The 26,818-nt window shown below is 65.0% G+C and carries 24 protein-coding genes, 1 tRNA gene and 1 riboswitch; of the genes, 13 read left to right on the plus strand and 12 right to left on the minus strand.

All coding sequences use genetic code 11. The features are described 5' to 3' along the window. Positions 1-59: 59 nt before the first annotated feature. From P8X75_04635 to P8X75_04650, 4 genes are all read left to right on the plus strand, one after another. The gene (locus tag P8X75_04635; GenBank protein ID MEJ1994488.1) at positions 60-1,805 is read left to right on the plus strand and encodes an adenylate/guanylate cyclase domain-containing protein; all 1,746 of its coding nucleotides are present in this window, start codon (positions 60-62) and stop codon (positions 1,803-1,805) included. After that, a complete protein-coding gene (locus P8X75_04640; GenBank protein ID MEJ1994489.1) occupies positions 1,802-2,455 on the plus strand; it encodes a DNA-3-methyladenine glycosylase 2 family protein in 654 nt (217 codons plus the stop codon). Before P8X75_04635 ends, P8X75_04640 begins: the two co-directional genes overlap by 4 nt. Before the next feature lie 75 nt (positions 2,456-2,530). Continuing rightward, positions 2,531-3,208 (plus strand): dienelactone hydrolase family protein, encoded by a 678-nt coding sequence (locus P8X75_04645; GenBank protein MEJ1994490.1) that lies wholly within the window; start codon positions 2,531-2,533, stop codon positions 3,206-3,208. A 194-nt stretch (positions 3,209-3,402) separates the two neighbouring features. Beyond that, complete coding sequence (locus P8X75_04650) at positions 3,403-3,957, plus strand: HNH endonuclease (GenBank protein ID MEJ1994491.1); 555 nt, start codon at positions 3,403-3,405, stop codon at positions 3,955-3,957. A gap of 33 nt (positions 3,958-3,990) precedes the next feature. Here the strand turns inward: P8X75_04650 and P8X75_04655 are convergent, their stop codons facing one another. The 7 genes from P8X75_04655 to P8X75_04685 form a co-directional block, all read right to left on the minus strand. Then, entirely contained in the window at positions 3,991-4,557 is a 567-nt protein-coding gene (locus P8X75_04655; protein ID MEJ1994492.1) for a demethoxyubiquinone hydroxylase family protein, read from the minus strand. Positions 4,558-4,570: 13 nt separating this feature from the next. Further along, positions 4,571-5,068, minus strand: a complete 498-nt coding sequence (locus P8X75_04660) for a disulfide bond formation protein B (protein ID MEJ1994493.1) — start codon at positions 5,066-5,068, stop codon at positions 4,571-4,573. Between the two features lie 36 nt (positions 5,069-5,104). Further along, positions 5,105-5,686 (minus strand): DedA family protein, encoded by a 582-nt coding sequence (locus P8X75_04665; protein MEJ1994494.1) that lies wholly within the window; start codon positions 5,684-5,686, stop codon positions 5,105-5,107. Between the two features lie 139 nt (positions 5,687-5,825). Next, complete coding sequence (locus tag P8X75_04670) at positions 5,826-6,590, minus strand: class I SAM-dependent methyltransferase (GenBank protein ID MEJ1994495.1); 765 nt, start codon at positions 6,588-6,590, stop codon at positions 5,826-5,828. 175 nt (positions 6,591-6,765) lie between these two features. Then, positions 6,766-7,503, minus strand: coding sequence for an ABC transporter ATP-binding protein (locus tag P8X75_04675; protein MEJ1994496.1), 738 nt, complete (start codon positions 7,501-7,503; stop codon positions 6,766-6,768). Continuing rightward, the gene (locus P8X75_04680) at positions 7,496-8,368 is read right to left on the minus strand and encodes an ABC transporter permease (GenBank protein MEJ1994497.1); all 873 of its coding nucleotides are present in this window, start codon (positions 8,366-8,368) and stop codon (positions 7,496-7,498) included. Before P8X75_04680 ends, P8X75_04675 begins: the two co-directional genes overlap by 8 nt. Positions 8,369-8,395: 27 nt before the next feature. Further along, positions 8,396-9,409 (minus strand): aliphatic sulfonate ABC transporter substrate-binding protein, encoded by a 1,014-nt coding sequence (locus P8X75_04685; GenBank protein ID MEJ1994498.1) that lies wholly within the window; start codon positions 9,407-9,409, stop codon positions 8,396-8,398. Between the two features lie 164 nt (positions 9,410-9,573). After that, positions 9,574-9,652: riboswitch (SAM riboswitch) on the minus strand. A 159-nt stretch (positions 9,653-9,811) separates the two neighbouring features. Here P8X75_04685 and P8X75_04690 point away from each other — a divergent pair. Together P8X75_04690 and P8X75_04695 are read left to right on the plus strand one after the other, a co-directional pair. After that, positions 9,812-9,898: transfer RNA gene (locus P8X75_04690), tRNA-Leu, on the plus strand. A 152-nt stretch (positions 9,899-10,050) separates the two neighbouring features. Then, a complete protein-coding gene (locus tag P8X75_04695) occupies positions 10,051-11,160 on the plus strand; it encodes a hypothetical protein (protein MEJ1994499.1) in 1,110 nt (369 codons plus the stop codon). 37 nt (positions 11,161-11,197) lie between these two features. On the opposite strand, the gene P8X75_04700 is transcribed toward P8X75_04695, so the two are convergent. From P8X75_04700 to P8X75_04710, 3 genes are all read right to left on the minus strand, one after another. Continuing rightward, complete coding sequence (locus P8X75_04700) at positions 11,198-12,781, minus strand: glycosyltransferase family 39 protein (protein ID MEJ1994500.1); 1,584 nt, start codon at positions 12,779-12,781, stop codon at positions 11,198-11,200. A gap of 69 nt (positions 12,782-12,850) precedes the next feature. Next, positions 12,851-13,405 carry a hypothetical protein gene (locus P8X75_04705; protein MEJ1994501.1) on the minus strand — a complete coding sequence of 185 codons (555 nt, stop codon included), beginning with the start codon at positions 13,403-13,405 and terminating at the stop codon, positions 12,851-12,853. A 144-nt stretch (positions 13,406-13,549) separates the two neighbouring features. Continuing rightward, positions 13,550-14,035 carry a hypothetical protein gene (locus P8X75_04710; GenBank protein MEJ1994502.1) on the minus strand — a complete coding sequence of 162 codons (486 nt, stop codon included), beginning with the start codon at positions 14,033-14,035 and terminating at the stop codon, positions 13,550-13,552. Positions 14,036-14,333: 298 nt separating this feature from the next. Here P8X75_04710 and P8X75_04715 point away from each other — a divergent pair, with 298 nt between their 5' ends. The 5 genes from P8X75_04715 to ccoS all read left to right on the plus strand — a co-directional run bounded on the left by P8X75_04715 (position 14,334) and on the right by ccoS (position 19,506). Beyond that, the gene (locus tag P8X75_04715; GenBank protein ID MEJ1994503.1) at positions 14,334-14,804 is read left to right on the plus strand and encodes a MaoC family dehydratase; all 471 of its coding nucleotides are present in this window, start codon (positions 14,334-14,336) and stop codon (positions 14,802-14,804) included. Positions 14,805-15,028: 224 nt separating this feature from the next. Next, positions 15,029-16,513: a cytochrome c oxidase accessory protein CcoG gene (gene ccoG, locus P8X75_04720; GenBank protein MEJ1994504.1), complete on the plus strand. Its 1,485-nt coding sequence runs from the start codon at positions 15,029-15,031 to the stop codon at positions 16,511-16,513. 5 nt (positions 16,514-16,518) lie between these two features. After that, the gene (locus P8X75_04725; GenBank protein ID MEJ1994505.1) at positions 16,519-17,040 is read left to right on the plus strand and encodes a FixH family protein; all 522 of its coding nucleotides are present in this window, start codon (positions 16,519-16,521) and stop codon (positions 17,038-17,040) included. A gap of 13 nt (positions 17,041-17,053) precedes the next feature. Next, positions 17,054-19,333, plus strand: a complete 2,280-nt coding sequence (locus P8X75_04730) for a heavy metal translocating P-type ATPase (protein ID MEJ1994506.1) — start codon at positions 17,054-17,056, stop codon at positions 19,331-19,333. After that, a complete protein-coding gene (ccoS, locus tag P8X75_04735; protein ID MEJ1994507.1) occupies positions 19,330-19,506 on the plus strand; it encodes a cbb3-type cytochrome oxidase assembly protein CcoS in 177 nt (58 codons plus the stop codon). Before P8X75_04730 ends, ccoS begins: the two co-directional genes overlap by 4 nt. 27 nt (positions 19,507-19,533) lie before the next feature. On the opposite strand, the gene P8X75_04740 is transcribed toward ccoS, so the two are convergent. Beyond that, on the minus strand, positions 19,534-23,031 hold the full coding sequence (locus P8X75_04740; GenBank protein ID MEJ1994508.1) for an indolepyruvate ferredoxin oxidoreductase family protein: 3,498 nt from the start codon (positions 23,029-23,031) through the stop codon (positions 19,534-19,536). 235 nt (positions 23,032-23,266) lie between these two features. On the opposite strand from P8X75_04740, the gene P8X75_04745 reads away from it, so the two are divergent. Both P8X75_04745 and P8X75_04750 read left to right on the plus strand, forming a co-directional pair. Beyond that, positions 23,267-23,848, plus strand: coding sequence for a LemA family protein (locus tag P8X75_04745; protein MEJ1994509.1), 582 nt, complete (start codon positions 23,267-23,269; stop codon positions 23,846-23,848). Between the two features lies 1 nt (position 23,849). Next, positions 23,850-24,797, plus strand: a complete 948-nt coding sequence (locus P8X75_04750; protein MEJ1994510.1) for a DUF3137 domain-containing protein — start codon at positions 23,850-23,852, stop codon at positions 24,795-24,797. Positions 24,798-24,800: 3 nt separating this feature from the next. On the opposite strand, the gene P8X75_04755 is transcribed toward P8X75_04750, so the two are convergent. Further along, positions 24,801-26,594, minus strand: coding sequence for a long-chain fatty acid--CoA ligase (locus tag P8X75_04755; GenBank protein MEJ1994511.1), 1,794 nt, complete (start codon positions 26,592-26,594; stop codon positions 24,801-24,803). Positions 26,595-26,818: the final 224 nt, after the last annotated feature.

Below are 26,818 nucleotides of genomic sequence, written 5' to 3' on the forward strand. Positions count from 1 at the left end.
GTTTATTTGGACCTTTGAGTGAGGGTCCCATAAGATTCGGCGTATCGGGGAGAAAACTCATGGGACGTCGTCTTGCAGCGGTATTGGCCGCTGACATGGTGGGCTTCAGCCGCCTGATGGAGCGTGACGAAGGCGGCACCATCGCGCGCCAGAAGCACTACCGCGAATCCCTGATCGATCCCAAGATCGCGCAGTACGGCGGCCGCATCGTGAAGACTACCGGCGACGGTCTTCTGGTGGAGTTCCCGAGTGCCGTAGACGCCGTCCTCTGCGCCGCTGAGGTGCAGCAGGCCATGCGCAGCAACGAGCAGGACGAGCCGCCGGAAACGCGCATCCAGTACCGCGTCGGGGTCAATGTCGGCGACATCGTGATCCAGGAGGACGATATCCTGGGCGACGGCGTCAACGTGGCCGCCCGTCTTGAAGGCCTGGCCGAACCCGGCGGCCTTTGCATCTCCGACGTCGTGCATCAGTACCTCCAGGGAAAAAGCGATCTGGGCTTCACGGACCTGGGCATGCAGTCCCTGAAGAACCTTGAGCGCCAAGTCCGCGCCTGGAGTTGGCAACCCGGTCAAGGCAAGACGCAGGCACCCGAAGTATCCGCAGCGAAGGAAAAGCCCTCCATCGCCGTTCTGGCGCTGGACAACATGTCAGGCGACCGGGAAGAGGACTTCCTCGCCGACGGCATCAGCGAGGACCTGATCACCGCGCTTTCCAAGGTGCGCTGGCTGATGGTGATCGCGCGCAACAGCACCTTCACCTACAAGGGCCAGGCGGTCGACGTGAAGCAGGTCGGGCGCGAACTGGGGGTGCGCTACGTGTTGGAAGGCAGCGTCCGCAAGGCGGGCAACCGGGTCCGGGTGACGGTGCAGCTTCTGGACGCCCTTACCAGCCACCACGTCTGGGCGGAGCGTTATGACCGGGAGATCACCGACATTTTCGAACTCCAGGACGAGATCTGCCAGACCATCGTCGGGTCGCTGGAACCGGAGCTCTCGGCGGCGGAGCGCGAGCGGGTGCGCACGAAATCACCCGACAGCCTGGACGCCTGGGAGACCTATCAGCGCGGGCTCTACCACATGTGGAACTACGACCTGGAAGGCCATCCAAAGGCGCGGAAGTTCCTGGAGAAGGCGACGCAGCTGGATCCGAACTTCGCCCCCGCGCACGCCTACCTCTCCTATGTCCACTATCAGAGCGTGATCATGGGCTGGGCGGAGGACTCGCAGGCGGCTCTGGCGTCCGGCTACGCCTTGGCGCAGCGCGCGCTCAAGATCGACGACAAGGACCCGCTGCCCTACTTCGCGAGCGGTCGCATCCTCATGATGCGCGGGGAGCACGACGCCTCGATCGCCGCTTTGCGGCGTTCGATCTACCTGAACCCCAGTTTTGCTCAAGCCCATCACGGATTGGGCATGGCGCTGGTCCTGGCCGGCGAACTGGAGGAAGCAAAGCAGGCCCTGGAGATGGCCGAACGCCTGAGCCCCCTCGACCCCATCCTCTGGGCCTCCACGGTGGTGCATGCGCTCGCCGACGTGCTCAGCGGGGATACCGCCCAGGCGCTGGAATGGGCGCAGAAGACGCTGCGCAATCCCCGCGCCAAGGGCTACTGGCCCCATGCGGTCTACGCCGCGGCCCTGGTCCAGGCGGGCCGTCTGGAGGAGGCGAAGAGCGCCGTGCAGGACGCGGTCCGCGAACTGCCGGGCCTCTCGGTCGACTATCTCGTCACCACCCTTCAGACCAAGCATCCGGGTGGACTGGATCCCTATGTCAATAACCTCCGCAAGGCCGGCCTTCCGGAATGAGCGCCGCCCCGGCAAAGCCCCCCGCCCCGGCAAAGCCCGACCAGACCCTGCGTCCGGCGCTGGAGGCGCTCGCCTCGGCCGACCCGCTCTTCGCCGAGGCCTATGAGCGTTGCGGCCTGCCGCCTGAGCGGGGGCATCCGCCGGGCTTCGACGGCCTGGTGCGGATCATCGCCGCTCAACAGGTTTCAGCCGGGGCCGCGCGAGCCATCGTGGCGCGGCTCGCCGAGCGTTTTCCTGCGCTGACGCCGGAGGCCGCGCTGTCGGCAGGCCCGGAGGGCTTGCGCGCCTGCGGCCTCTCACGCCCCAAGGTCGCCTATTGCCTGGGTCTGGCCGAGGCGAGCCAAACCGGCGCGCTGGACTTCGCGGCGCTGGAGCGGATGGAGGACGAGGAAGCGATTTCCGCGCTCGTTTCGGCAAAGGGGGTCGGGCGTTGGACGGCGGAGGTCTATCTGCTGTTCAGCCTGAAGCGCCCGGATGTCTTCCCGGGCGGCGATCTCGCCCTGCAGGCGGGCGTGCAGCGGCTCCTGAACTTGACGGAGCGGCCCGGTCCCGAAGCGGCGGCTGAGGTCGCCGCGGCGCGCTGGCGGCCGCACCGCTCGGCGGCGGCGCGTTTCCTCTGGCACTACTATCACCACGAGGCGGGTTTCTAAGTCGGCCCTCGACAACGCGGGCACAGCCTCTAGACTGCGCGGCGTTTTCAATCGTGGACAAGGAAGAGCGAAGGCATGGCGGAAGAGACACTCGAAGGCCCGCGTCAGGAACCCAAGTCCGGCGGACCGGCCAAGGCGCTGGTCGTGCTGCTGCACGGCTGGGGCGCGGACGGCAACGATCTGATCGGGCTCGCGCCGCTTCTGGGGCAGGTGCTGCCCGATGCCGCCTTCGTCGCGCCCAACGCCCCGGACCCCTGCGAGATGAACCCGGCGGGCCGTCAGTGGTTCTCGCTCCAGGACCGCACGCCAGCCGAGATGGAGGCGGGCGCCGCCGCCGTCGCCCCCAAGATCGACGCCTACATCGACAAGGAGATGAAGCACTACGGCCTGACCGCCGACAAGGTGGTGCTGCTGGGCTTCAGCCAGGGCACCATGATGGCGCTCTACGTCGGCCCGCGCCGCGAGGAGCAGTTGGCCTGTATCCTGGGATATTCCGGGGCGCTGCTGGCGCCCGACGCCATGGCCGAAGCGGTCAAGAGCAAGCCGCCGGTGCTGCTGATCCATGGCGAGGACGACCCGGTGGTGCCGGCCGCCGCCCTGACGGCTGCCGCCCAGGCGCTTCTCCACATGGACTTCGAGGTCTATTCCGACCTGCGGCCCGGCGTGCAGCACTCCATCGACGAGGAAGGGCTGAAGCTCGGCTGCGCCTTTCTCTACCGTCAGCTCATCGGAGAGATTCCGAAGGAGGCCTGATGCGCCGCCCCCGGCTTTTCGCGGGGCGTTGACTCACCGAGGGCCTCCAAGGTTAGGGTTCTGTTCCAGGCGCTTTACAAATCTATGAAGAGTATAGCGGCCAACCTACAACATCTTGTAGCGAAGCCGGGCTTGGAGTAAAACTGAATGAGGAAAGGGCCACGAGGGCGTCTTCAGGCGGACGCAGAAGAAGGATGCAGCCGAACCAATTTCTTACCCTGGTGTTGAACGCGGACTTCCGCCCGCTCAGCTACTTTCCGCTCTCCGTCTGGTCCTGGCAGGACGCGGTGAAGGCGGTCTTCCTGGACCGCGTGAACATCATCGCCGAGTACGAGCAGGCCATACACTCTCCTTCCTTCGAGATGCAGCTGCCCAGCGTGATTTCGCTGAAGGAATACGTGCGTATGGACCGCCGTCCGGCCTTCACACGCTTCAACGTCTTCCTGCGCGACGGCTTCACCTGCCAGTACTGCGGCGACCGCTTCCAGACAGAGGTCTTGACCTTCGATCACGTGATGCCCCGCTCGCGCGGAGGGCGCACGACCTGGGAGAACGTGGTCGCGGCCTGTCAGTCCTGCAATCTGAAGAAAGCCAACCGCACGCCGCGGGAATGCGGCATGCCCATCCTGCGCCCGGCGAGGGTCCCGTCCACGATCGAGCTGCAACGGAACGGGCGGAAATTTCCGCCTAATTTTTTGCACGAAAGCTGGAACGACTATCTCTATTGGGATAGCGAGCTGGAGGAGTAGGTCCAGGCGCCGCCGACCTTATACCCGCCGGCCTCAAACCCGTTCGGAAAGCCAGATCGCGAGTTTGGAGCCGCGCTTGATGGCGGCGCTCAACAGAGGGTAGGCGGGGGCATCCTCGGCGCCTTCCTCGAGCCCGGTGTCGCGGTGCTCGAGTTCCTCCTCCCGGAATTTCTCGATGGTGGCCTTCAACTCGGCCTCTTCCGCGTCGCCTTCCAGCGCCGTGGCCTGGGCCGAGTAATGCTCGTCGATCGCTTCTTCCACCGCGACCGTGCAGGCCATGGCCGCCTTCTCGCCCATCAGCGCGGTGCCGGCGCCCAGAAGGAAACCCGCAACGTGCCAGACCGGCTGCAGCGCGGTCGGGCGCACGCGCCGGGCCACCACCATCTCGTCGAAGGTCTTCAGGTGGTTCAGTTCCTGTTCGTACATGTGACGGATCAGGGGGCCGGACGGGCTCTTGCCCAGGACGGCGAGCTGGCCTTCGTAGATACGGCGCGCGCCGTACTCACCGGCCTGGTCCACGCGGACCATGCGTTCGATCAGGGCGTCCCGGCCGGGGTCTCCCGGCAGGCGGCGCTTTCTTGGGGTCGGTTCTTTCTTCATGACAAAGGCTAATCTAGCGCCCGGACACCCGCCCGGCCAGCCATAGCGTGAAACCCGCCAGAACGACCGAGGCCAGGAAGTTGTATCCGGCCATGGAAACGCCGAAGAGGGTCCAGGCCGGTTCGTCGCAGGGCACCACCTTCTCGCGGCCCATGATGGCCTCGCGCATCTGGTCGAGCGTCATGTCGGTGAAGGAGGGTGCGGAGCAGCCCGGCAACCCCTCCCACCACTTCTGTTCGACGCCGACGTGAAAGCCCGCGAGGGCGGCCCCGGCGGCGAAGGTCAGCGCGGCCAGCAGCAGACAGGAAAGACGCAGGCCGCGCGGCAGGGGCAGGGCCGCCAGCAGTCCCAGCGCGATGGTCACCACATAGGGCGCGCGCTGATAGAGGCAGAGCTGGCAGGGCTCCAACCCGCCCCAGTATTGCGAGGCGAGCGCGCTGCCGAGAATGGCCGCGGAGAGCAGGGCGATCAGCAGGCCCGCTCCGGCGGCGGTGCTTGAACGGTCGGTCACGGTGTTTCCGGTCCTTCTGGTTCTCGAAAAAACCTGTCAGAGAAGATACTTGAGCGCCACGAAGCCGCCGATCAAGAGCAGGAAGGAGAGGCCAGCCACGAGACCGAGGCGCTTTTCGACGAAAGCGCGGACCGGTGGGCCGAAGTACCAGAGGATCGCCGCCTCCAGAAAAAACCGGGCCGAGCGGGACAGCGCGGAGGCGATACCGAAGATCACGAGATCGAGCTGCGTCACGCCCGAGGCGATGGTGATCACCTTATAGGGCAGCGGCGTGAAGCCGGCGGCGGCCACGAACCAGGCGCCCCATTCGTTGAAGAAGGCCTGAACCTGATCGAATTTCTCCTGATAGCCATAGAACTCCAGCAGCGGCAGGCCCACCGCGTCGAAGAAGAGGTAGCCGATCAGGTACCCGAAGAATCCCCCCAAGACGGAGAAGACCGACGCCACCGCCGCGATGCGCCAGGCCTTGGTGCGGTCGGCCACGATCATCGGGATGATCATGGCGTCGGGCGGGATCGGGAAGAAGGAGGACTCGATGAAGGCGACCCCTGCCAGCACGCGAGTCGCGCCGGGCCGGGCCGACATTTCCAGGGTCCAGTCGTAAAGCCGTCTCAGCATCCGGGAATCGCACCGATCGGGGGTTGGCGGAAAGCTGGTTTCTGCTAGCAGGCGCCGGGCGGCGCGTCCAGCAAAAGAACCCCGGCCCGGCCGGTCGGGCCGGGTCGGGGCACGGCCCCTCGGTGCGGCGGTCCTTCGCCTAGGAGAGGTACCTGTCGCTCTTCACATCGGGGTAGATGTTCAGGGTCGGATAGCCAAAGCGCGGCGCCTCGCTGATGCGCAGGCCGGGAAAACGCCCGGGAAGCTCGCTCTTCAAGTGCGCAAACATCGCCTCGGCGTAGCCGATGTGGGCGAGCAGCAACTTGTTGCAGGTAAAGGCGATGGGGATGAAACGGGGCAGGCTGTTCAGGTAGAGCCTCACCGTGCCCTCCTGCACGCCGGGCCAATCCTGGTTGTAGTAGTCGTCGAGCAGGATGAGGCCGCCCGGCTTGGTGAGCTCCATGGCGATCTGAAGGTCGTTGACCGTGTGCTCGGCCCGGTGACAGCCGTCGACGCTGAAGAGCGAGAAGCCGCCGCCGGTCGCGTCGCGGACTTCTTCGATGTCGCGTGCGGTTATGGCCATGCTGTCTACCTGCCGGATCTCCACCTTGGAGGCCTCCACGCCCGCGGCTTTCAGGTTCTCCTTGAAGATCTCGAGGTTGCCCCTGGGGCCGCCGCCCAGATTGAACTGGGTCAGGTCGAAGACATCGAAGGCGAAGTGCGGCCCGTAGGCGTCCTTGGCCAGGGCGAGGGCGGCGAAGAACTTGCCGAGCATCACGCCGATCTCTCCGATCGGGCCGGTGACGCCTTCAGCTTCCTGCCACTCGTGGAGCGGCTGCAGCGCGTTCCAGATGTAGGGGTTGGAATACCCTCTGATCTGTTGGAAGTGACCCGACAGATAGCCGGCGACTTTTGGATTGACCACTGGATTCCCCCCAAAGGCAATTCTGACACTTCGAGATCCCCCACCGCCCCGGACCGCGTTCCACTCCCTTGCGTTTCATCGCAGGAAGGGCCGTCCGGGAAGAGGATGTCTCTTCTGGGTTTCTAGACCATAAAGTGTTGTCTGCCCAGAGCCGAAGACGCCCGGTCCGCTTGCCTCAGGAAAGATCGAGTTCGGAGACGATCTCCCGCTTGATCTCCTGCAACGCCTCGGCGCTGCGCTCGCGCGGACGCGGCAGGTCGACCTCGACGATCTTCGCGAGACGGCCGGGATGACCGCGCAGCACCGCGATCCGGTCGGACAGCACGGCGGCCTCCTCCAGGTCGTGGGTCACGAAGACCATGGTGAAGCGCGCGCGCTCCCAAAGCTCCAGCAGGTGCTCCTGCAGCTTCTGCCGGGTGAAGGAGTCGAGCGCGGAGAAGGGCTCGTCCAGCAACAGGATCTTCGGGTGGCGCGCCAGGGCCCGTGCGATGGAGACCCGCTGGGCCATGCCGCCGGACAGCTGACGCGGCAGCAGCTCGGCAGCCCGGTCCAGGCCGACCTGCGCCAGCACGTCGGCGATCAGTTGGTCCTGTTCCTGGCGCGGCAGGTCGAGCAGCGCCAGACGCACGTTCTCGCGCACGGTGAGCCAGGGCATCAGACGGGGTTCCTGGAACACCATCGCGATGTCCGGGTTGGGACCGGTCACCGGCACGCCGCCGATGGTGACGGCGCCGCCGCTGGCGTGGTCCAGGCCGGAGAGGATGCGCAGCAGCGTGGACTTGCCGCAGCCGCTGGTGCCGACGAGGCTGACGATCTCATGCTCGCCGACCGACAGGTCGAAGGTGTCGAGGGCCAGCGTGCGGCCGCCGTCCGGGGCGTCGAAGGACTTTGTGACAGCGCTGATCTCAAGCATTGCCGCCTCCCTGGTTCATCTTTGAGAAGGAATCCTGCCAGCGCAGCAGCGGACGGGAGGCCAGCGCGACCGCGCCGTCGCTCGCCTTGCCGACCAGCGCGAAGAGGATGAGGCTGCAAACGATGATGGCGGGGTGGCCGGTCATCTGGCCGTCGATCATCAGGAAGCCCAAGCCCTTGGAGGCGCCCATGAGCTCGGCGGCGATCACGAACATCCAGCCCAGCGCCAGGCCCGAGCGCAGGCCGACCACGTAGGACGGCAGCGTCGAGGGCACCAGGATGTAGCGCAGCTGCTGCCACTGGGTCAGGCGGTAGATGCGCCCGACCTCGACCAGCTTGCGGTCGCTGTCCTGGATGGCGCTCATCAGGTTCAGGTAAACCGGAAAGAAGACGCCGACGGCGATCAGCGTGACCTTGGAGGTCTCGAAGATGCCGAACCAGAGGATGAAGAGCGGGACCCAGGCGAGCGAGGGCACGGCCTTCAGCGCCTGGATCGTCGGGTCCAGAAGCTCACGTGCGAGCCGCGAGGCGCCGGTCAGGGAGCCCAGCGCCGTCGCCACGCCGACGCCCAGGGCGAAGCCCAGGATCACGCGGTAGGTGGTGGTCCAGATGTGCTCGACCAGCACACCCTTGTTCCAGAGGTAGATCGCCTCGTTGGCCACCGCGGTGGGTGAGGGCACGAGGTGCTCCGCGAAGACGCCCAGGCGGCTCAAGACCTCCCAGGCGAGCAAGAGGCCCAGGGGGAAGATCAGGCCCTTCACTTTGGACAGCAGTCCGGATGCGACCCCCTGGCGGAGGCTGACGGCGGCGTCCTCGAACGCCGCCGTCTCGACCGGACGCCGTCGGATTCTTTCGACCAGCGCCATGTCTTTGCTCCTCTCGTCTATCGTTCGTTACTTCGCGGCGAGGCTGGAGATGTAGGAGCTGTCGATCAGCTCGTTCACCACCTGCTCGACGTTGACTTCCGGCTTCAGCACGCCGATCGACTGCAGGACCTTGCCGGTCTCGACGAAGGTCTGGCGGTGCTCCGGACCGACCACCGGGTTGGTGATGTCGGTGCGCTCGCCAAGCTGCTTGGCGGCGACCTCGTCGGTCAGGCGGGCGGCGTCAACCAGGGCGGCGCGCAGCTCTTCCGGGTGCTCGATGGAATAGCGGCGGGCCTTCTCGTAGACGCGCAGCACGCGGGTCACCAGATCGGGATGCTCGGCCGCGAACTCCTCACGCACGTTCAGAATGCCGTAGGTGTTGTAGTCGGCATTGCGGAAGAAGAGACGCGAACCGCTCTCCAGCTCCGCTTTGGCCATGTGCGGGTCCAGACCGGCCCAGGCGTCAACCTGCCCCTTCTCCAGGGCGCGGTAGCCGTCGGGGTGCTGCAGCAGCACGGTCTCGATGTCGCCTTCCGAAAGGCCGGCATCGGCGAGAGCGCGAAGCAGGAAGATATGCGGGTCGGTGCCGCGGGTGACGGCGACGCGCTTGCCCTTCAAGTCCTCGACCTTGGTGATCTCCGAGTCCTTGGCGGTGACCAGGGCGGTCCACTCGGGCTTGGAGTAGACATAGACCGCCTTGATGGGGATGCCGTTCGCCCTGCCGACGACAGCGGCGGAGCCGGCCGTCGAGGCGAAGTCGGCGCTGCCGCCGTTCAGGAACTCCAGCGCCTTGTTGGAGCCGAGAGAGAGCAGCCAGCGGATCTCGATATCGTCCTTGGCGAACTCCTCTTCCAGCCAGCCCTTGTTCTTCAAGAGCAGGGCGACGGGGTTGTAGTAGGCGTAGTCGACCGTGACGGTGTCCGGCAGCTCCGCCGCCGCCGCCGTGCCCGGGGTGGCGCCGAGACCGACGCCGAGGGCGAGGCCCAGGCTGAGTGCGGTGCCGGAGACAAGCTTCAGAAAGCTTCGCTTGGTGGTGTTCATCGGTAGTCTTCCTTTCCAGTTACGGCGCCCCAATGGAGGCCCCTTCGGTTGATCCGAGGCTCCAAGGGCGGGAAAGGAGGTTTACCGTTTTGCTGTTGATTGCCGGGGCCGGCTTCTTGCACCTTTGCTTCAGGCACAAAAAAAGACCCGGCACAGCTTTTTGCGGCGGGTCCTACCCACTCGCTTTAGCAGAATTTATAAGGCGCCCTGCAAGCTGAGCCTCAAATCAGCGCCGTGAAGCGATATAAGATTATCCCCGATCCAACTGTCAACTAAAAAAACAACACGCCATTTCACCGTAAAATTTTCCTGGTGTTTTTCGTCTGGCCGCAACGCCGCTCTTGCGTCCGGAATGCCCCTCGCTATAGTGCGCGGATTCCGCGCGCTGAAGCGCTCTCCCGTGCCCGGGTGGCGGAATTGGTAGACGCACTGGACTCAAAATCCAGCGGTAGCAATACCATGTCGGTTCGAGTCCGACCCCGGGCACCACTCCCCCTTCCCAGTCCGGCAGTCTTTCGGGCGGTTCGAAGGCCAGAGCCGTAAGAAAGAGCTGCGACCCGGCCCCCGAGGTCCAGCCTGAAAGGCAAAGGCGCACTCATCGCCTGCTTGTCTTTTGCTCCAACAGATCAGACCCTGACTGTATGCGCGCGACCCAAAAAGCACTTTTCTTATGGGGTTTCTTGATACTCCTCCTCTTTGCGGTGGCGGAAGGCTTTTCATACTTGGTCCTCCAGGAGTTCTCAGAATCAGGGATCGTCTACGACAGGAAGACCATCGACAGAAGCTACCAGGACTATTTGGAGCGGCGCGATGCGACCTTGGGCTGGTTGCCCGGTGAGCGCGACTCCCTCGGAGCGCGGCCGGATCCATCGCTCCCTCCCGACAGCAGCGCTTGCTTGGAGGCCTACGGCGATTCCTTCACCTGGGGGGATGAGGTTGGCCACGCAGAGGCGTGGGGCAGCCTGCTTTCGGCGAGATTCGGGTGCCGCATCCTGAACTTCGGCGTCAACGGCTATGGCACGGACCAGTCGTTGATCCGCTACCTGGAATCAGAGAACAGGCCGCCAATAGCCCTTCTCAACCACACCTCTGCGGACATCGTGCGGAACGTGAACCAGTTCCGTAACCTCATATACAAGCTCGACAATGTCGTTCTGAAGCCGCGGTTCATTCTAGAAGACGATGACCTCCGTAGGGTTGGCCTTCCTGAGTTCAGCAGCGAGGAAGCTTCCGGCTTCCTGGCGTCGCCGGAGGAGTACTTGCAGCATGAGTACTTCGCGCCGGGCGGTCCTTCAGGCTTGAAGAAGGGCCCGTCGTTCCCCTTTTCGGTCAATCTGCTGGGCTCTCTCGCCCATTACCGCATCCGCTCGTCCCTGTCCGGCGAACCCTCCTATTCGCGCTTCTATGATCCAGAGCACGACAGCGGCGCCTTGCGCCTCACCGGGCAAATACTCCTGACATTTCAAGAGACGGCGTTGCAGCGGGATCAGCTGCCGGTCGTGACCATCATCCCGACCTGCGCCGACTTCGCCTTTTTCGCGGAAAACGGGGCATTTCCCTACCGCACGCTGTCCTCCTTCGCCGAGGAGAATCTTGAGCATTTCATCGACTTGGGACGCGAAATCCAAGGCCGTGGCCTTCGCTACCAGGACCTCTTCTTCAGTTGCCGTTCTCATTTCAATGCCGAAGGAAACGCGCTCCTCGCCCAAATACTGGAGGAGAAGCTTCGTGCTTGGGACCTTTTGCCCTGAGCCGAGGCTTTGGCGCCGCGGCTTTTGAATAGCGTTCCTAGTCTTTCCTCGGCTCGGCGCAATGACCGTCGCGCGCGCGCAGATAAAGCCGCGGGGTCCATTGCTCGGAGTTGTAGGGTCCGCTGGTCCAAGCCTCAAAGGACCCGGTAGACAGCCGATAGCAGTTCCTGAGGGCCCAGTTCTCCAGCGCCTCGTCACTGGGCGCGCCGACCAGCACGGCATCGGGAGCACCCTGCGCGGTGAACACCAGGTCGAGAGACTGCGGTGTAATGCCGCCTCTTTGGAGCACCTCCTCCGGCGGGTAGATGTCGCCGGAGCGGTAGAAGTAGGGACCCAGGGAAAAGGCTGCGAAGATTGGGGAGCCGGCCTCCAGCACCAGAAGGCTATGCACGCTTGCTATGGGCCCCTTGAGGCCGTTTGCGCTCATGGCGTCCTCAATCCGCTCGGCAACGCTTGTGACGGACGCCACCGGGCGCAACTCCGGGTCGAGCAAGCGCGACAGCGTGGTCGCCATCTGGAGGGTCTGGAGCGTCAGCAAAGCGAAGCAGCCGATGATCACTCCGCGCCAGCCCGTGGCGGAAAAGCGCTGCCGGATCTCTCCGATCAGAAGCCAACTGAGCAACAAAAGGTAGGGCGTGACCGGCAGAATGTGCGGATAGAAGACCGGCGCGGGAATGAAGACGCAAAGGAAGCCAAAGGCGACAAGCAGGCCCAGCCTCCGCTTCTGCCTTCCCGACGCCGGCGGACCGGCTCCCCGCGCGCGCCGTGAGAAGAGCGCCAAGACCGGCAGCATCACCAAGGCGAGAAGCAATGTGGGGTTTCTCAGCAAATAGACGCCGATGTCATCCGCAGAGGCCAAGCGCTGCGCAAGCAGGCTCTCCGGCCCCTCCGGAAAATAGAAGGACCCCGCCGTTTCGGGGTGCAGCCGGAAGACCCCGAAGATAAAGGGGCCGGGCGCGCTCCCCAACGCGGCAAGAGAGGGAAGGGCCCCCAGGAGCCCGCCGAGGGCCAAGGCAACAACCTCGACGGGCCGGCGCCGCTCCAGCAAGAGGAAGAGAAAGAGACAGAAAGGAACGAACGCGGCCGTCAACTTGACGCCCACCGCCAGGCCGCCCGCCGCACCCGCCAGGACCAACCAGGAAATCCCTGCGCCCGCCTTGTCGGCTTTCAGGAAGCAGAAGAGGGCCAGGAGGCAGAGGACGAGGGCGAGACCGTCATTCCGCGCCGAGACGAGGAGTGCGCCGGCCACCGGCAAGGTAATGAAAAGGAAGGTGAGGAACAGCGCCTGCCCGCGTCCCGCTCCCAAGAGACGCGCCGTCCCGTGGAAGACCAGGGCCGCCGCCAAGGCGATGACCGCGCCAAGCAGGCGCGCGGTCAGGAAATAGCCCGTTTCCAAAGGCTGGAAGAGCAGACTCATCAACCAGGATTGGATGGGCGGTTGATTGACCAGGATGCCGCTGTATAGCGCATGGTCACGCGCCAGCGCCGCGACCGCGATATAGGCTTCTTCATCTTGATCTAGAGGGACCGCGAGTGCGTTCGCGAGAAGCAGGGGGGCGCCAAGCGCGAAGATGACCCAGGCGCCAGACGCCTTCTCCCGAGACTCCAGAAGCGCTGTCATTTCTGCGGTATCCACCGGATCGTTCACAGGTTGCCGCTGAATTTAATCCAGGCTGCCCGGATTTACCCCTCAAGCCTCCAGGCGCGAAAGCTGATAGCGCCGATTGGCTTCCTCGAAGACTGCCAGGGTCCGCTCCATCGAGTGATCGTGCGGGGTCAGCGCCTGCGAGTCCCATTCCTTGCGGGCGGTCTCATAAAAGTCCCCGCCGTAGACGTGGATGGCGCCGGTCAGCTTGTCGACCGGGTTCATGACCGAGTGAACAACCTCCGGCCCGAGCGGCAGCACCTCGCGTTCGCGAAGCGCTCTCGCACCGGCCGCCTCGACCTTGCCGTCTTCCGTGCGGCGCCAGAAGATGTTGTCCTCGGCGCCGCCGTAGACGCCGATCACCGCCCACATTTCGTGGTTATGAGGCATGACGGACATGAAGGGCGCCCAGATGACGTTGACGACGGTGACGTCGGGCCCGCAATAGAGCTTCTGGACCCCGGCTGCCTCAGGCTCGCCCAGGGCGGACAGGACGCCCCGCGGGTCTGCCACGGCGGCGGCCACCAGTTCCCGGATGGCGCGCGGCCCCTCTTCAGCGGCCTGGCGGCAATCCTCGACAAAGCGCTCGCTGTCAAACATCGGACAGGCTCCTGAGTTCCGTGGGGACGTTGTTCCTGAGGATACAACAAGCGACGGGGCGAAACCATAAGGGTAAGGCTGGGCCTGCCGGGGCGGGGCCGCCTTCCGGTTCGTCTCGAATAGCCCCCTTGGGATCGCCCCGGCTCAGGGGACGATCTTGACCGTGTCCTCGTCGAAGCTGTCCTCGGCGGTTTCCTCCAGCTCCTGGCGGCGGCGCAGATGGGCAGCGACCAGGGTGGCGGTCAGCGCATCCTCCTGCTGGTCGCGGCGGCGGTTCTCGGCGGCCACGCTATGGCGGTTGAGCGTGAAGAGGAGTTCGCGGCGAATCTGCTCGCGCTGATCGACCCGGCGGCGAAGCGGGCGGTAGATCAGGCAGAGCAGGGAGAGGACCAGGACATCGGAAAGAAAGATAACACCGACATCGAAAGCGCCGACATAGTCCAGCAGGAAGCAGAAGATATGCGCGATCAGCAGGGTGGCGGCAATGGCCCAAAAGGGATCGCTGACCTCCTGAGGGGACTCGCGCTCAAGGACCCGCTCAACGGCCTTGTCAACTGTCGGAAAGCTGACGCCGCTGCGGAAATCGATCTCTTCCAGTACCTTGAATAGGACGTCGCCGCCTCTTTTCATGGAACTCCAACCAATTGAGGGTCCTTCTACGATCTATTGCACGAAAAGCGTTAACGTCAGCTTAACACAACTCTAGACTCGTTCTTCAAGGCAAGTTCTGCAATCAGTGAGGGAGTTGCCGTGAAAAGCAGCCTTGCAATCGGCAAGAATCTCTCGCTAGAGTGCAGTGCAACAAAACTCTATTGCGCCGCAAAATAACAAAGCACAGCGATACCGCCGGGGAGAGGCATCAGGATCCTGTATGGCGCTGAATTGAGGGCTGGCAGCCCTTTGACCGAGACCAAAGAGGAACGAGTCCATGCAGGAACTACACGGCTACTACATCGAGGATCTTAAACCCGGCATGACGGCGGTCTATGCGAAGACCGTCACCGAGGCGGACATCGCCCTTTTCGCCGGGGTATCGGGTGACACCAACCCGGTGCATCTGAACGAGGAGTTCGCGGCCTCCACCATGTTCAAGGAGCGCATTGCCCACGGCATGCTTTCCGCCAGCTTCATCTCCACGGTATTCGGCACCCGGCTGCCGGGTCCGGGCTGCATCTATCTGAGCCAGACCCTGAACTTCAAGGCGCCGGTGATGATCGGCGACACCGTGGTCGCGCGGGTCACGCTTCGTGAGGTCGACACGGATAAGAAGCGCATCCTGGTCGATACGGTCTGCAGCGTCGGCGAGAAGGTCGTGCTGGACGGTGAAGCCAAGCTGATGGTGGCCAGCCGCGCACGGCTGCACGCCAGCAACGAGGAGAAGACCGTCGCCGCCGAATAGGCCGGACGGGAACATCGGCCCTCGGCCTGTTCTGACTACCAGAAACGCGGCTCCGCTCTCCGGCGGGGCCGTTTTCTTTCGCCCCGGCCCTCAATTGATCCATCGCAATGCAGCAAAGCACCCAGCGACTAGTCTTCGAATGACAATGAAGACGCTGTTCCCGCGCTGAGGCGCCGGCAAGGCGTCCGCCATGCCACGACCGGAGAGAGGCACGGGATTACGTCATGAGCGAAGCGAGCAAGGTCGAAGACATCGACGTCTTGTCGCGCAAGGAACAGCGGGCCGAGGGCAAAGTCGACCTGCCGCTCTACGCCGACCGGGTCAAGGTCTATCCCAAACGCATCTGGGGAACCTTCCGCAAGCTGAAATCGGCGGCGCTGGGTTTGCTGCTCGCGATCTACTATCTCGCGCCCTGGATCCGCTGGGACCGGGGCCCGAACGCGCCGGACCAGGCGATCCTCGTCGACATGCCGGGCCGCCGCCTCTACTTCTTCTGGATCGAGCTCTGGCCGCAGGAAATCTATTACCTGACCGGGGTTCTGATCCTGGGTGCCGTCGGCATCTTCCTCATAACCAGCCTGCTGGGCCGCGTCTGGTGCGGCTATGCCTGCCCGCAGACCGTCTGGACCGACCTCTATCTTTTCGTCGAACGAAAGGTCGAGGGCGACCGCAACAGCCGCATGAAGCTGGACCAGGGGCCGCTCACCTTGGAGAAGGTCCGGAAGAAGGTGATCAAACACGCCATCTGGCTGCTGATCGCCTTTGTCACCGGCGGCGCCTGGATCATGTACTTCACCGATGCGCCGACCCTGGTTCAGGAGTTCTTCGTCGGTCAGTCTTCCACGGCCGTTTACGGCTTCACGGCCCTTTTCGCCGCGACGACCTATCTTCTGGCCGGCTGGGCGCGCGAGCAGGTCTGCACCTACATGTGTCCCTGGCCCCGCTTCCAGGCGGCGATGATGGACGAAGACAGCCTCATCGTGACCTACCAGAAGTGGCGCGGGGAGCCGCGCGGCAAGCCCTCCAAGGATCCTGCCAAACAGGCTGAACTGGGCGATTGCGTTGACTGCAAGCTCTGTGTGGCGGTCTGCCCCACGGGCATCGACATCCGCGATGGCGTGCAGTTGGAATGCATCGGCTGTGCGCTCTGCATCGACGCCTGCAATTCGGTCATGACCAAGCTCGACCGCGAGCCGAACCTCATCGCCTACGACACGGAATACAATCAGGCCGCCCATGCCGCGGGCGGGACACCGAGGATTCGCCTGATCCGGCCGCGCACCATCGTCTATGGGCTTATCCTCTTGATGGTGGCTGGCTTCATGATCATGACGCTGGCGCTGCGCGCGACCACGGACATCTCGGTGCTGCACGACCGCAACCCCCTTTTCGTCAAGCTGTCGGACGGGTCGATCCGCAACGGCTACACCGTCAAGATCCTCAACATGCGGCGCGAGGCGCGCAGCTACGACCTCGTGATCGAGGGCCTCAGCGGCGCGGAAGTCTCGGTGGTCGGCGCGGGAGAGGTGGAGGGCGCCTCGGCGGTGCTGCCCGCCGCGCCCGACGATGTGGCCACCTATAAGCTTTACCTGTCGGTGCCGCCGGGAACTTTGGACAGCGGCATCGAAGATGTAACCTTCGTACTGACCAACCAGGCAACCGGAGAGACCGTGCGGCGCGAAACCGTGTTCCGCGGTCCGGAGCAGTGAGCGCCATGCAGAGTCTGTTCTTCCGTGCGGGCAAGCCGCATCACAAGAGAGAGCGTCAGAAAAGCTTCTGGATCCCTTACGTCTTCTTTGGAATGTTCGGCGTCATCATCGCTGTCAATGGCGCGCTCATCTACTGGGCGACCGCCTCCTGGCCGGGGCTTTCCAGCGATAACCACTACGAACGTGGGCTGGAGTACAACGAGGTGCTGGAAGCCAAGCGCCAGCAGGCGGCGCTCGGGTGGAGCATCCAGGCGGACCTGGGCCAGCCTCTCGACGGCAAGGCGGATCTGATCGTTTCTCTGACCGGCAAGACCGGCCAGCCGCTCTACGCCGACAACGTCACGGCCGAACTGCGCCGCCCGGCCGTGGAGGGCTTTGACAGCCGCATGCAGCTTGTCTCCCTCGGGGAAGGCCGCTACCGGGGCGAGGCGGCGCTGCCGCAGCCGGGCGTCTGGGACCTCGTCCTGCTGATCGAGCGCGGCGCCGACCAGCACGTCAGCAAGCAGCGACTTTACGTGAAGCCTTGAGGAGCGGCGGGACATGACTGAGGCGACAGAGGCGCTCTCGCCCGCGAACATCGAGTCCGCGCCGCCCCGGCCGGGCGACGTCGCGCCCTATCTGCGGGAGGCGGCGGACGGCAGCAAGCTGCTGCATCTTCTGGTCGAAGGCGTCCATTGCGGCGGCTGCATCAGGAAGATCGAACGCACGCTGGGCGCCGAGCCGGACGTCACCCAATGCCGCCTCAACTTCACCACCCGCCGCCTGACCCTCGCCTGGCGGGGCCCGGCTTCGCGCGGGAACGAACTGCTGGAGGCCCTGTTCGCGCTGGGCTACACGGCCGTTCCCTACGATCCCGAGCGCCTGGGCCGCCAGGAAAAGCAGGACGAGAAGGACCTGCTGCGCTGCCTCGCCGTGGCGGGCTTCGCCGCCGCCAACGTCATGCTGCTCTCGGTCGGCGTCTGGGCGGGCGCCTTCGAGGGCATGGGGCCGGCCACCCGGGGGCTGCTGCACTGGTTCTCCGCGCTGATCGCGTTGCCCGCGATCCTCTATGCGGGTCGTCCCTTCTTCCGCTCTGCTCTGGGCGCGCTTTCCAAGGGCCGCACCAACATGGAGGTGCCGATCTCCCTCGCCGTCCTGCTGGCGGGGGGCATGAGCCTCTTCGAGGTGATCCGGGGCGGGGAGCACGCCTACTTCGATTCCGCCGTCACCTTGCTCTTCTTCCTGCTGATCGGCCGTTATCTCGACCGCCGTGCGAGAGGACAGGCCCGCTCAGCCGCCGAGCGCCTGCTGGCGATCCGGGGCGAGGCCGTCACCTTGCTGCTGCCGGAAGGCGGGACGCGGGTGGTTCCGGCCGAGCAGGTTCTGCCGGGCATGCGCGTGCTGGTCGCCGCCGGAGAACGGCTGGCGGTCGATGGGGTCGTGCGCGAGGGCCTTTCCGACATCGACGCCAGCCTCATCACCGGGGAAAGCCTGCCTCAGACCCTGGGCCAGGGCGCCCTGCTTCATGCCGGAACCCTGAACCTGACCGCGCCGCTCACCCTGGAGGTGACGGCGGTCGGCGAGGACACGCTTCTGGGGGAGATCGTGCGCTTGATGGAGGCTGCGGAGCAGCGCAAGGCGCGCTACGTCGAACTGGCGGATCGTGTCGCCCGTTTCTATGCGCCGGTCGTGCACTTCCTTGCCGCCGCCGCCTTCCTCGGCTGGTTCCTGTTCGGCGGTCTCGCCTGGCAGGAGGCGCTGATGATCGCGGTCGCGGTGCTGATCGTGACCTGCCCCTGCGCCCTGGGGCTGGCGGTGCCGGCGGTCCAGGTGATCGCCAGCGGGCGGCTGCTGCGTCAGGGGATCCTGCTGAAGTCCGGCAGCGCCCTGGAGCGTTTCGCCGAGACGGACAGCGTGGTGTTCGACAAGACCGGCACGCTGACGCTGGGCAGCCCTCGGCTGGTCGCGGGGCAGGGGGACGGGCCGGCGCTTGCCGCCGCCGCCCGGCTCGCGGCGAACAGCAAGCATCCGCTGGCCCAGGCGCTGATGCGCGCCGCGCCGCCGGTCACGCCGCTTTCGGGCGTGCGCGAACTGCCCGGACAGGGCCTCTCCTGGCAAGACGCAGAGACGGGTGGGGAATGGCGGCTCGGGCGCGCGTCCTTCTGCGGTCTCGCCAAGGAGGTGGCGGACCGGGAGGAGGCGGGGGCCGTGGGGCCGCTGCTCTGGTTCGCCCGACCGGGCGCCCAACCGGTCTGTTTCCGCTTTGAGGATTCTTTGCGCCGCGATGCCGCCGAGGTCGTGGCGGCGCTCAAGCGCGACGGCAAGGAGGTCGCGCTGCTGTCGGGCGACCGTCCCGCCGTGGTGGCCGCCGTGGCCCGTGATCTGGGGATTGCGCGCTGGCGCGCCGGGCTGACGCCCGCTGAAAAGGTGGAAGCCTTGGAAGAGATGGCGGCGGAAGGCCGCAAGGTGCTGATGGTCGGAGACGGCTTGAACGATGCGCCTGCGCTGGCCGCCGCTTACGCCTCGCTCTCGCCGACGACGGCGGCCGATATCTCCCAGACGGCGGCGGATGCGGTCTTCCAGGGCCGCTTGCTGGCCCCCGTGATTGAAACCCTGACGGTCGCCGGGCGCTCGGACGCGCTGGTGCGCCAGAACTTCATGCTGGCGATCGGCTACAACCTGATCGCCGTGCCGCTGGCCGTCTGCGGCTTCGTGACGCCCTTGGTGGCCGCGCTCTGCATGTCGGGCTCCTCCCTGATCGTCACCGGCAACGCGCTGAGGCTGGCGCTTGGGTCGAAGTCCGCCAAACCGTCCCCGGCTCTGAGGGAGCAGGAGGCGTGAGCGTCCTCGTCTACCTGATCCCGATAGCGATCTTCCTGGGGCTCTTGGGGTTGGCCGCCTTCCTCTGGTCTCTCAGGAGCGGCCAGTACGACGACCTGGACGGCGCCGCAGAACGCGTCCTCTTCGACGATGAGGAAGAGGAAAGCCGCAAGGACCGGTCGGACAGGCCGTAAGGACGCGTCCAGCTACGACGCGCCCGGCTACTCTGCCGCGCTGGCGGCGGGGGCCGGTGAGGTGAAGCGGGCCAGCAGCTCGGCTTCCTTCTTCTTCACCTTGGCGACGGCGGCTTCCTTCACGTGGCCGAAGCCCCGGACCTCCTGCGCGAGGGACGCCAGCTCGACCGCCGCTCCATGGTTGTCGGCGTTCAGCTTGGGCAGCATCACCTCTTCGATCTGCGCCAGGTAGTCGTCGCGAAGCTGGCGTTCCATGCGCCGTTCCTCGCTGCGCCCGAAGATGTCGAGCGGCCCGCCGCGCAGGCCCTTCAGCTTGGCCAGAACGCCGAAGGCCTTCAGCATCCAGGGGCCGTAGGCCTTCTTCTTCAGGTGCCCGGTCGTGGGGTCGCGTTTGGCGAGCAGGGGCGGGGCCATGTGGAAGGTCAGCTTCATGTCCTTGCCCTCGAAGGTCTCGCCCAGGGCTTCGGCGAAGCTGCCGTCGGTGTAGAGCCGCGCGACCTCGTACTCGTCCTTGATCGCCATCAGCTTGAAGGCGCCGCGCGCCACGGCCTCGGACAAGGCGTCGCTGCCTGGCGCCGCCTTCGCCTCGGCCGCGCGGACCTTGGTAACGAGCTCCGCATAGCGCTTGGCGTAGGACGCGTCCTGATAGGCGGTCAGGAAGTCCACCCGGCGCTCGATCAGCTCGTCCAGCGTTTCGGAGAGCTTGCGGTCGCTGATCTCGTGCTCCGGCTTGGCGATTTCCTTCACCCGCTCCGGGTCGTGGGCCATGCGGCGGCCCCAGGTGAAGGCCTTCTTGTTGAACTCGACGGCCACGCCGTTCAGCTCGATGGCCCGCTCCAAGGCTTCGTGGGAGACCGGCACCAGACCCTTCTGCCAGGCATAGCCCAGCAGGAAGAGGTTGGCCGCGATGGAATCGCCCAGAAGCGCCGTGGCGACGGCGGTGGAGGGGATGAATTCGGCGGCGTCGGGACCCACGGCCTTGTCGATCAGGTCGTGCAGCTCCTCGCCCGGAATCCTGTACTCGGGATCGCTGGTGAAGAGGCCGGTGATGGTCTCCTCCGTGTTGACGATCGCCTTGGTGTAGCCGCGGCGCATCTTGGCGCGGGAGTCCTCAGCCGCGGTGGTGACGAGGTCCGCCCCCAGGATCAGCCGTCCGCCGCCCGCGGCGAGCCGCACGGCGTGGATGTCCTCGGGCGTCTCGGCGATGCGCACGTGGCTGGTGACCGCTCCGCCCTTCTGGGCGAGCCCGGCCTGATCGAGGATCGAGACGCCCTTGCCTTCGATATGCGCGGCCATGCCGAGCAGCGCGCCGATGGTGACGACGCCGGTGCCGCCGATGCCGGTGATGAGGATGCCGTAGGGCTCCTTCAGGCCGGGCAGCGCGGGTTCGGGCAGCACTTCCCAGATATCCTCCGACCCGGCGGCGGCCTTGCGCTTCTTCGGCTTGGCGCCGGACACGGTCACGAAGGAGGGGCAGAAACCCTCGACGCAGGAGAAGTCCTTGTTGCAGGAGGACTGGTCGATCTTGCGCTTGCGCCCGAACTCGGTCTCCAGCGGTACCACGGAGACGCAGTTGGACTTCACCCCGCAGTCGCCGCAGCCCTCGCAGACCAGTTCGTTGATGAAGACCCGCTTGTCGGGGTCGGGGAAGGTGCCGCGCTTGCGCCGGCGCCGCTTTTCCGCCGCGCAGGTCTGGTCGTAGATGATGGCGGTGACGCCGGGAACCTCTCGCAGTTCGCGCTGGATGGCATCCAGTTCGCTGCGGTGGTGGACCGTGACGCCCTTGGCCCAGTTGTAGCCTACGGGATACTTCTCGGGCTCGTCGGACACGGCGACGATGCGCTTCACGCCTTCGGCGTAAAGCTGGTGTGAGATCATGGCCGGATCGAGCGGGCCGTCCACGTGCTGGCCGCCGGTCATGGCGACCGCGTCGTTGTAGAGAATCTTGTAGGTGATGTTGGCGCCCGCGCCGACCGCCGCGCGGATCGCGAGCAGGCCGGAGTGGAAGTAGGTGCCGTCGCCCAGGTTGGCGAAGACATGCTTGGTCTTCGAGAAGGGCTGCTGGCCGATCCAGGTGGCGCCTTCGCCGCCCATCTGGGTGAAGGTTTCGGTCTCCCGGTCCATCCAGAGCACCATGTAGTGGCAGCCGATTCCGGCCACCGCCCGGCTGCCCTCGGGGACGCGGGTGGAGGTGTTGTGCGGGCAGCCCGAGCAGAAGTAGGGGATCCGCGAGGTCGCGCTCTTCTCCACCTTCAGCGAGGCTTCCTTCTTCGCCAGGAAGTCGAGACGCTCGGCGATGGCGGGGCTGTCATGGAACTTGGCGATGCGCCCGGCGATGACCCGCGCGATGCGCGCGGGCGTCAGTTCGCCGTGCGAGGGGAAAAGCGGCTCACCCGTCTCCTCGAACTTGCCGACGATGCGCGGGCGCTTGTCGGCGTGCCAGTTGTAGAGCTGTTCTTTCACCTGGTTCTCGATGAGCGCGCGCTTCTCCTCGATCACCAGAACCTCGTCCAGGCCTTCGCAGAACTCGCGGATGCCCGTGCGCTCAAGGGGCCAGACCATGGCGACCTTGTAGAGGGAAAGGCCGATCTCGGCGGCCATCTCCTCGTCGATGCCCAGGTCGTCCAGCGCCTGCCGCACATCCAGGTAGGACTTGCCGGTGGTGATGATGCCCAGGCGGCGCTTTTCCTTGTTGTCGATGACGCGCCGGTCGAGGCGGTTGGCCCGTGCGAAGGCCAGCGCGGCATAGAGCTTGTGGCGCATCAGGCGCTCTTCCTGCTCCATCCGGTCGTCCGGCCAGCGGATGTTGAGCCCGCCCTCCGGCATCTGGAAATCCGTCGGCGTCTGGATCTGCACGCGGTGCGGATCGACGTGGACGGAGGCCGAGGTCTCGACCGTCTCCGCCAGGGTCTTGAAGGCGATCCAGCAGCCGGAGAAACGGCTCATGGCCCAGCCGTAGATGCCGAGGTCCAGGAACTCCTGCACGCCCGAGGGGTTCAGGACCGGGATCATGGCGTCCATGAACGCGTATTCTGTCTGGTGGGCGACCGTCGAGGACTTGGCCATGTGGTCGTCGCCGGCCAGCGCGATGACGCCGCCGTGCTTGGCCGTGCCCGCCATGTTGGCGTGCTTGAAGACGTCGCCCGAGCGGTCCACGCCCGGCCCCTTGCCGTACCAGATCGAATAGACGCCGTCGTAGTTGAAGTCGCCGAAGATGTCGCCCTGCTGGCTGCCCCAGATGGCGGTGGCCGCAAGGTCTTCATTGACGCCCGGCTGAAACTTGATGTGGTTCTTTTCGACGAAACGCTTGGCGTGTTGCAGTTGCTGGTCGAAGGCGCCGAGCGGCGAGCCGCGATAGCCGGAGATGAAACAGGCGGTGTTGAGCCCCGCCGCCAGGTCACGCTGGCGCTGCATCATCGGTAGGCGGACCAGGGCCTGCGTGCCGGTCAGGAAGACGCGGCCCGATTCAAGCTCGTACTTGTCGTCGAGCGAAACCGCGTTCATCGAAACAGCATCTTGCGCCATGTATATAAAACCTCCCGCACCGGCTGCCTGAAGAGCGTGCGCTGCAGCGGGTGCTCCCTTGAAGCCTAACGGTCTTCCGGCCGCTTCTTCCAGACCTTATATGGGGCTTTCGCCGCCCCGCGTTGAGGGGCGCGATATAGGTAAGCTATACTGACCTAATTTTCAAGCTCAAACCTTTGGCCCTCCGGATGGTAAGCTCGCTGTCAGCAAGACAAGAAAAAGGCGAGGTGAGAGCATGAGTACAGGCGTTGTCGTCCTGATCGTGATCGCGGTTCTGGCGCTGATCCTCTATTGGCTTTACGTGAAGGTGATCTCGACCCGGAACCGGGCGCTGGAGGCGCTGAGCTCCATCGATGTGCAGCTGCGCAAGCGCTACGACCTGCTGCCGAATCTCCTGAAGCTGGCGCAGCGCTACATGGATCACGAGCGCGAGCTGCTGGAGGACGTCACCAAACTGCGCAGCCGTTTCCAGGAAACCGAGCGACCCAAGACCACGGAGCAGGCGAGCGAGCATCTGGGCGTCATCCAGGCGCTGGAAGGCAAGCTCGGCCGCCTGATGGTTCAGGTCGAGGCCTACCCCGACCTGAAGGCCGAGCAGCCGGTTCAGGAAGCCATGACCCAGTTCGGCGAGGTCGAGGGACACATCTCCGCGGCGAGGCGCTTCTACAATTCCGCCGTCACGGACCTGAACAACCTCGTCCAGATCTTCCCGACCTCCGCCATCGCCCGCATGGTGAACGTCCGGGAGATGCCCTACTACGAGGTCGAGGAAGCCGCCGCCCGCGAGCCGGTGAACGTCGACGACCACATGCGGTGACATGCAGAGCTTCGACGAACTGGGCGAGCGCTTCCAGGGCATGGAGAGACTCTGGCGCGAAACGATCGAGCCCGCCCTGGCCGACCAGAAGAAGCGGCGCGAGCGCAACCTGATCCTTTTCGGCCTGCTGGTCATCGTGACCGGGGCGCTGCTCTATTGCTCCTATCTCTTCGCGCCGCAGGACGAACCCGTCTCGGTGCCCATAATCGTCGGGGCTTTCATCGTCTTCGGCATGGGCTTCGGCTACCTGATGAACGACCTGAAGACGCGGGAGCAGGCTTGGATCACCAAGGCCATGGAAGGCCTCGGCCTGATCTACGCCACGGAGCCGGCGGACTTTCCGCTTGGCCGCTTCCGGCAGATGGGCGTGATTCCGAGCTACGACCGCAGTGCGCTGGAAGACCACATCCGCGGCGAGCACCAGGGCGTCGCCTTCGAGCTGTGCGAGGCGGAGTTGAAGGAAAAACGCACCACCAGTTCCAAGAACGGCACGAAGACCACCTACGTCACGGTCTTCGACGGGCTTCTGATCCGCTGCGGATTCAAGCGCTCCTTCACCGGGATCACCCGGATAAAAAGGGACGGCGGGTTCCTGGGAAACCTCTTTTCCAGTGGCAAGCAGGACCGGGTGCGGCTGGAGGACCCGGAGTTCGAGAAGGCCTTCGAAGTCTACTCCGACGATCAGGTGGAAGCGCGCTACCTGCTGAACCCCGGCTTCATGCAGCGGCTGCTGGACCTCGACCGGCACCTGGGATCAGGCAATCTGGCCCTGACCTTCCATGAGCAGGAGGTCTGGCTCTCGCTGCGGCAGAAGGGGGACTCCTTCCGCATGGGCGGGCTCTTCAAGGCCTATAGCCGGGAAAGCGTCGCCGAGTTCTTCAAGGGCCTGGCGGACCTCTTCCATATCATCGAGGAGTTGAACCGCCGCGAGCGGCGGCCCGGCGCCTGATCCTCACTTCTTGTTGTAGAGCGCTTCCAAGGTGGCGCCGTAGCGCTCCTTGATAACGTGGCGCTTGATCTTGAGAGTCGGGGTCATCATGCCGTTCTCGGTGGAAAAGGGCGCATCGGCGATGGTGAAGCGGCGGACCTTCTCCAGCATCGAAAGCGACTTGTTGACCTGATCGATCACGCCGGAGAGGGACTTTGCCAACGCAGGGTCGTCCGCCAGCGCGGAGAGGTCGTTGGGCTTGCCGTTCGCCTTGGCCCATTCGGCCAGCCAGTCCGGGTCGGGGACCAAGAGCGCGACCAGCGCGGGACGTTTGTCGCCATAAACCATCGCCTGGGCGATCTCCGGCTGGAGCGTCAGGAAGCCTTCCACGCGGGCCGGTGACACGTTATCGCCGCCAGATAGCACAATGATGTCCTTCTTGCGGTCGGTGATCTCCAGATAGCCGTCCTCGTCGAACCGGCCGATATCGCCGGTGTGCAGCCAGCCGTCCTGGATCGCCGCGGCGGTGGCCTCTTCATCGTTCCAGTAGCCCTGCATCACCAGTTCGCCGCGCACCAGGATCTCGCCGTCCCCGGCGATCTTGACCTCGACCCCCTTCAGCGGCAGGCCGACCGTGTGGATCTTGACCTTGCCCGGCGGGTTGGCGGAGATGACCGGCGAAGCCTCGGTCTGCCCATAGCCCTGGAGCAGGCGCAGGCCGAGCGCGGTGAAGAAGACCCCGATATCGGGGTTGAGCGCGGCCCCGCCCGAGACGAAAGCCTTCAGACGCCCGCCGAAGCGTTCGCGCACCTTCGCGCGCACCAGCCGCTCGCAGAGGATGTCGAGGAGCTTCTCCTTGAGCGTCAGGGAGCCCGGATCCTTGTAGCGCTTGGTGCCGATCTCCACCGCCAGATTGAACAGCTTCTCCTTGAAGCCGCCCTGCTTTTCCACGCCCCGGCGGATGCGCTGGTGCATGGCCTCATAGAGTCTCGGCACCGCCGTCATGATGGTGGGCCGGACCTCCGCCAAGTTGGTCAGGAGGCTCTCCACGCCCTCTGCGTAGTAGATCTGCGCGCCGATGGTGATGGGGAAGTACTGGCCCGCCGTGTGCTCGTAGGAATGGGACAGCGGCAGGAAGGAAAGGAAGACCTCCTCCCCGAGCCCGAAGGACTTCAAGAGGTCGTAGGCGCCCATGCAGTTGCACAGAAGGTTGCCGTGCGAGAGCATCACCGCCTTGGGCGTGCCGCCGGTGCCCGATGTGTAGATGAAGCAGCAGACGTCGTCGCGCTTGGCCTTGGGAACCAGGTCGAGAGCATCCTTGCCGCTCTGACGGCCCTTCTCCATCACCTCGTCCCAGAGATGGACCTCCAGCGGACCCGACTGCGCGAACTTGGTGTCCTCCATGGAGATTGCCCATTCGCACTTCGGCGCGTCGAGCGCCGCCGGGAAGAGGTTGCGGGACAGGGCCTTGGTGGAAACGATGGCGCCCACCGAGCCTGAATGGTTCAACACGTGCTTGTGGTCGCGCACCCGGTTGGTGGTGTAGGCGGGCACCGTGATCGCCCCGGCCGTGACGATCGCAATGTCGGCGATCAGCCATTCGGGCTGGTTGTCGGATACCAGGGTCACGCGGTCGCCCGGCTTCACGCCGAGTTCGCGCAGACCCAGCGACAAGGCCTTTACCCGCTCGGCGACCTCGTTCCAGGACATCGGCTGGTAGACCTTGTCGACCTTGCGCCAGAGAAAGGGGCTGTCGCCGAGCTCCTCGACCTTCTCGTAGAAGGCCTGGGTGACACTCTGGTATTCACTGTATTCCATTTATGCGTTTCCCCCGCAGATGCTCAGACGTCCGACCGGTAGCGCCCCCGCTGGCCCGAGTCTGTCTTTTCTGACCGCCCCCGTCCATCATGGCATAGGTGTTTTCAGCCTGAGGGCCGCTAAAACGCGGCTTGGATAAGAGCTTTTTCGGGACTATATGCTTGCCTAACAGCAGATGAGGAGTCCATGACCCGAGTTTTTACGCCCGACGACGCCGCGAAATC

It is taken from the genome of Limibacillus sp. (assembly GCA_037379885.1).
GTDB lineage: Bacteria > Pseudomonadota > Alphaproteobacteria > Kiloniellales > CECT-8803 > JARRJC01.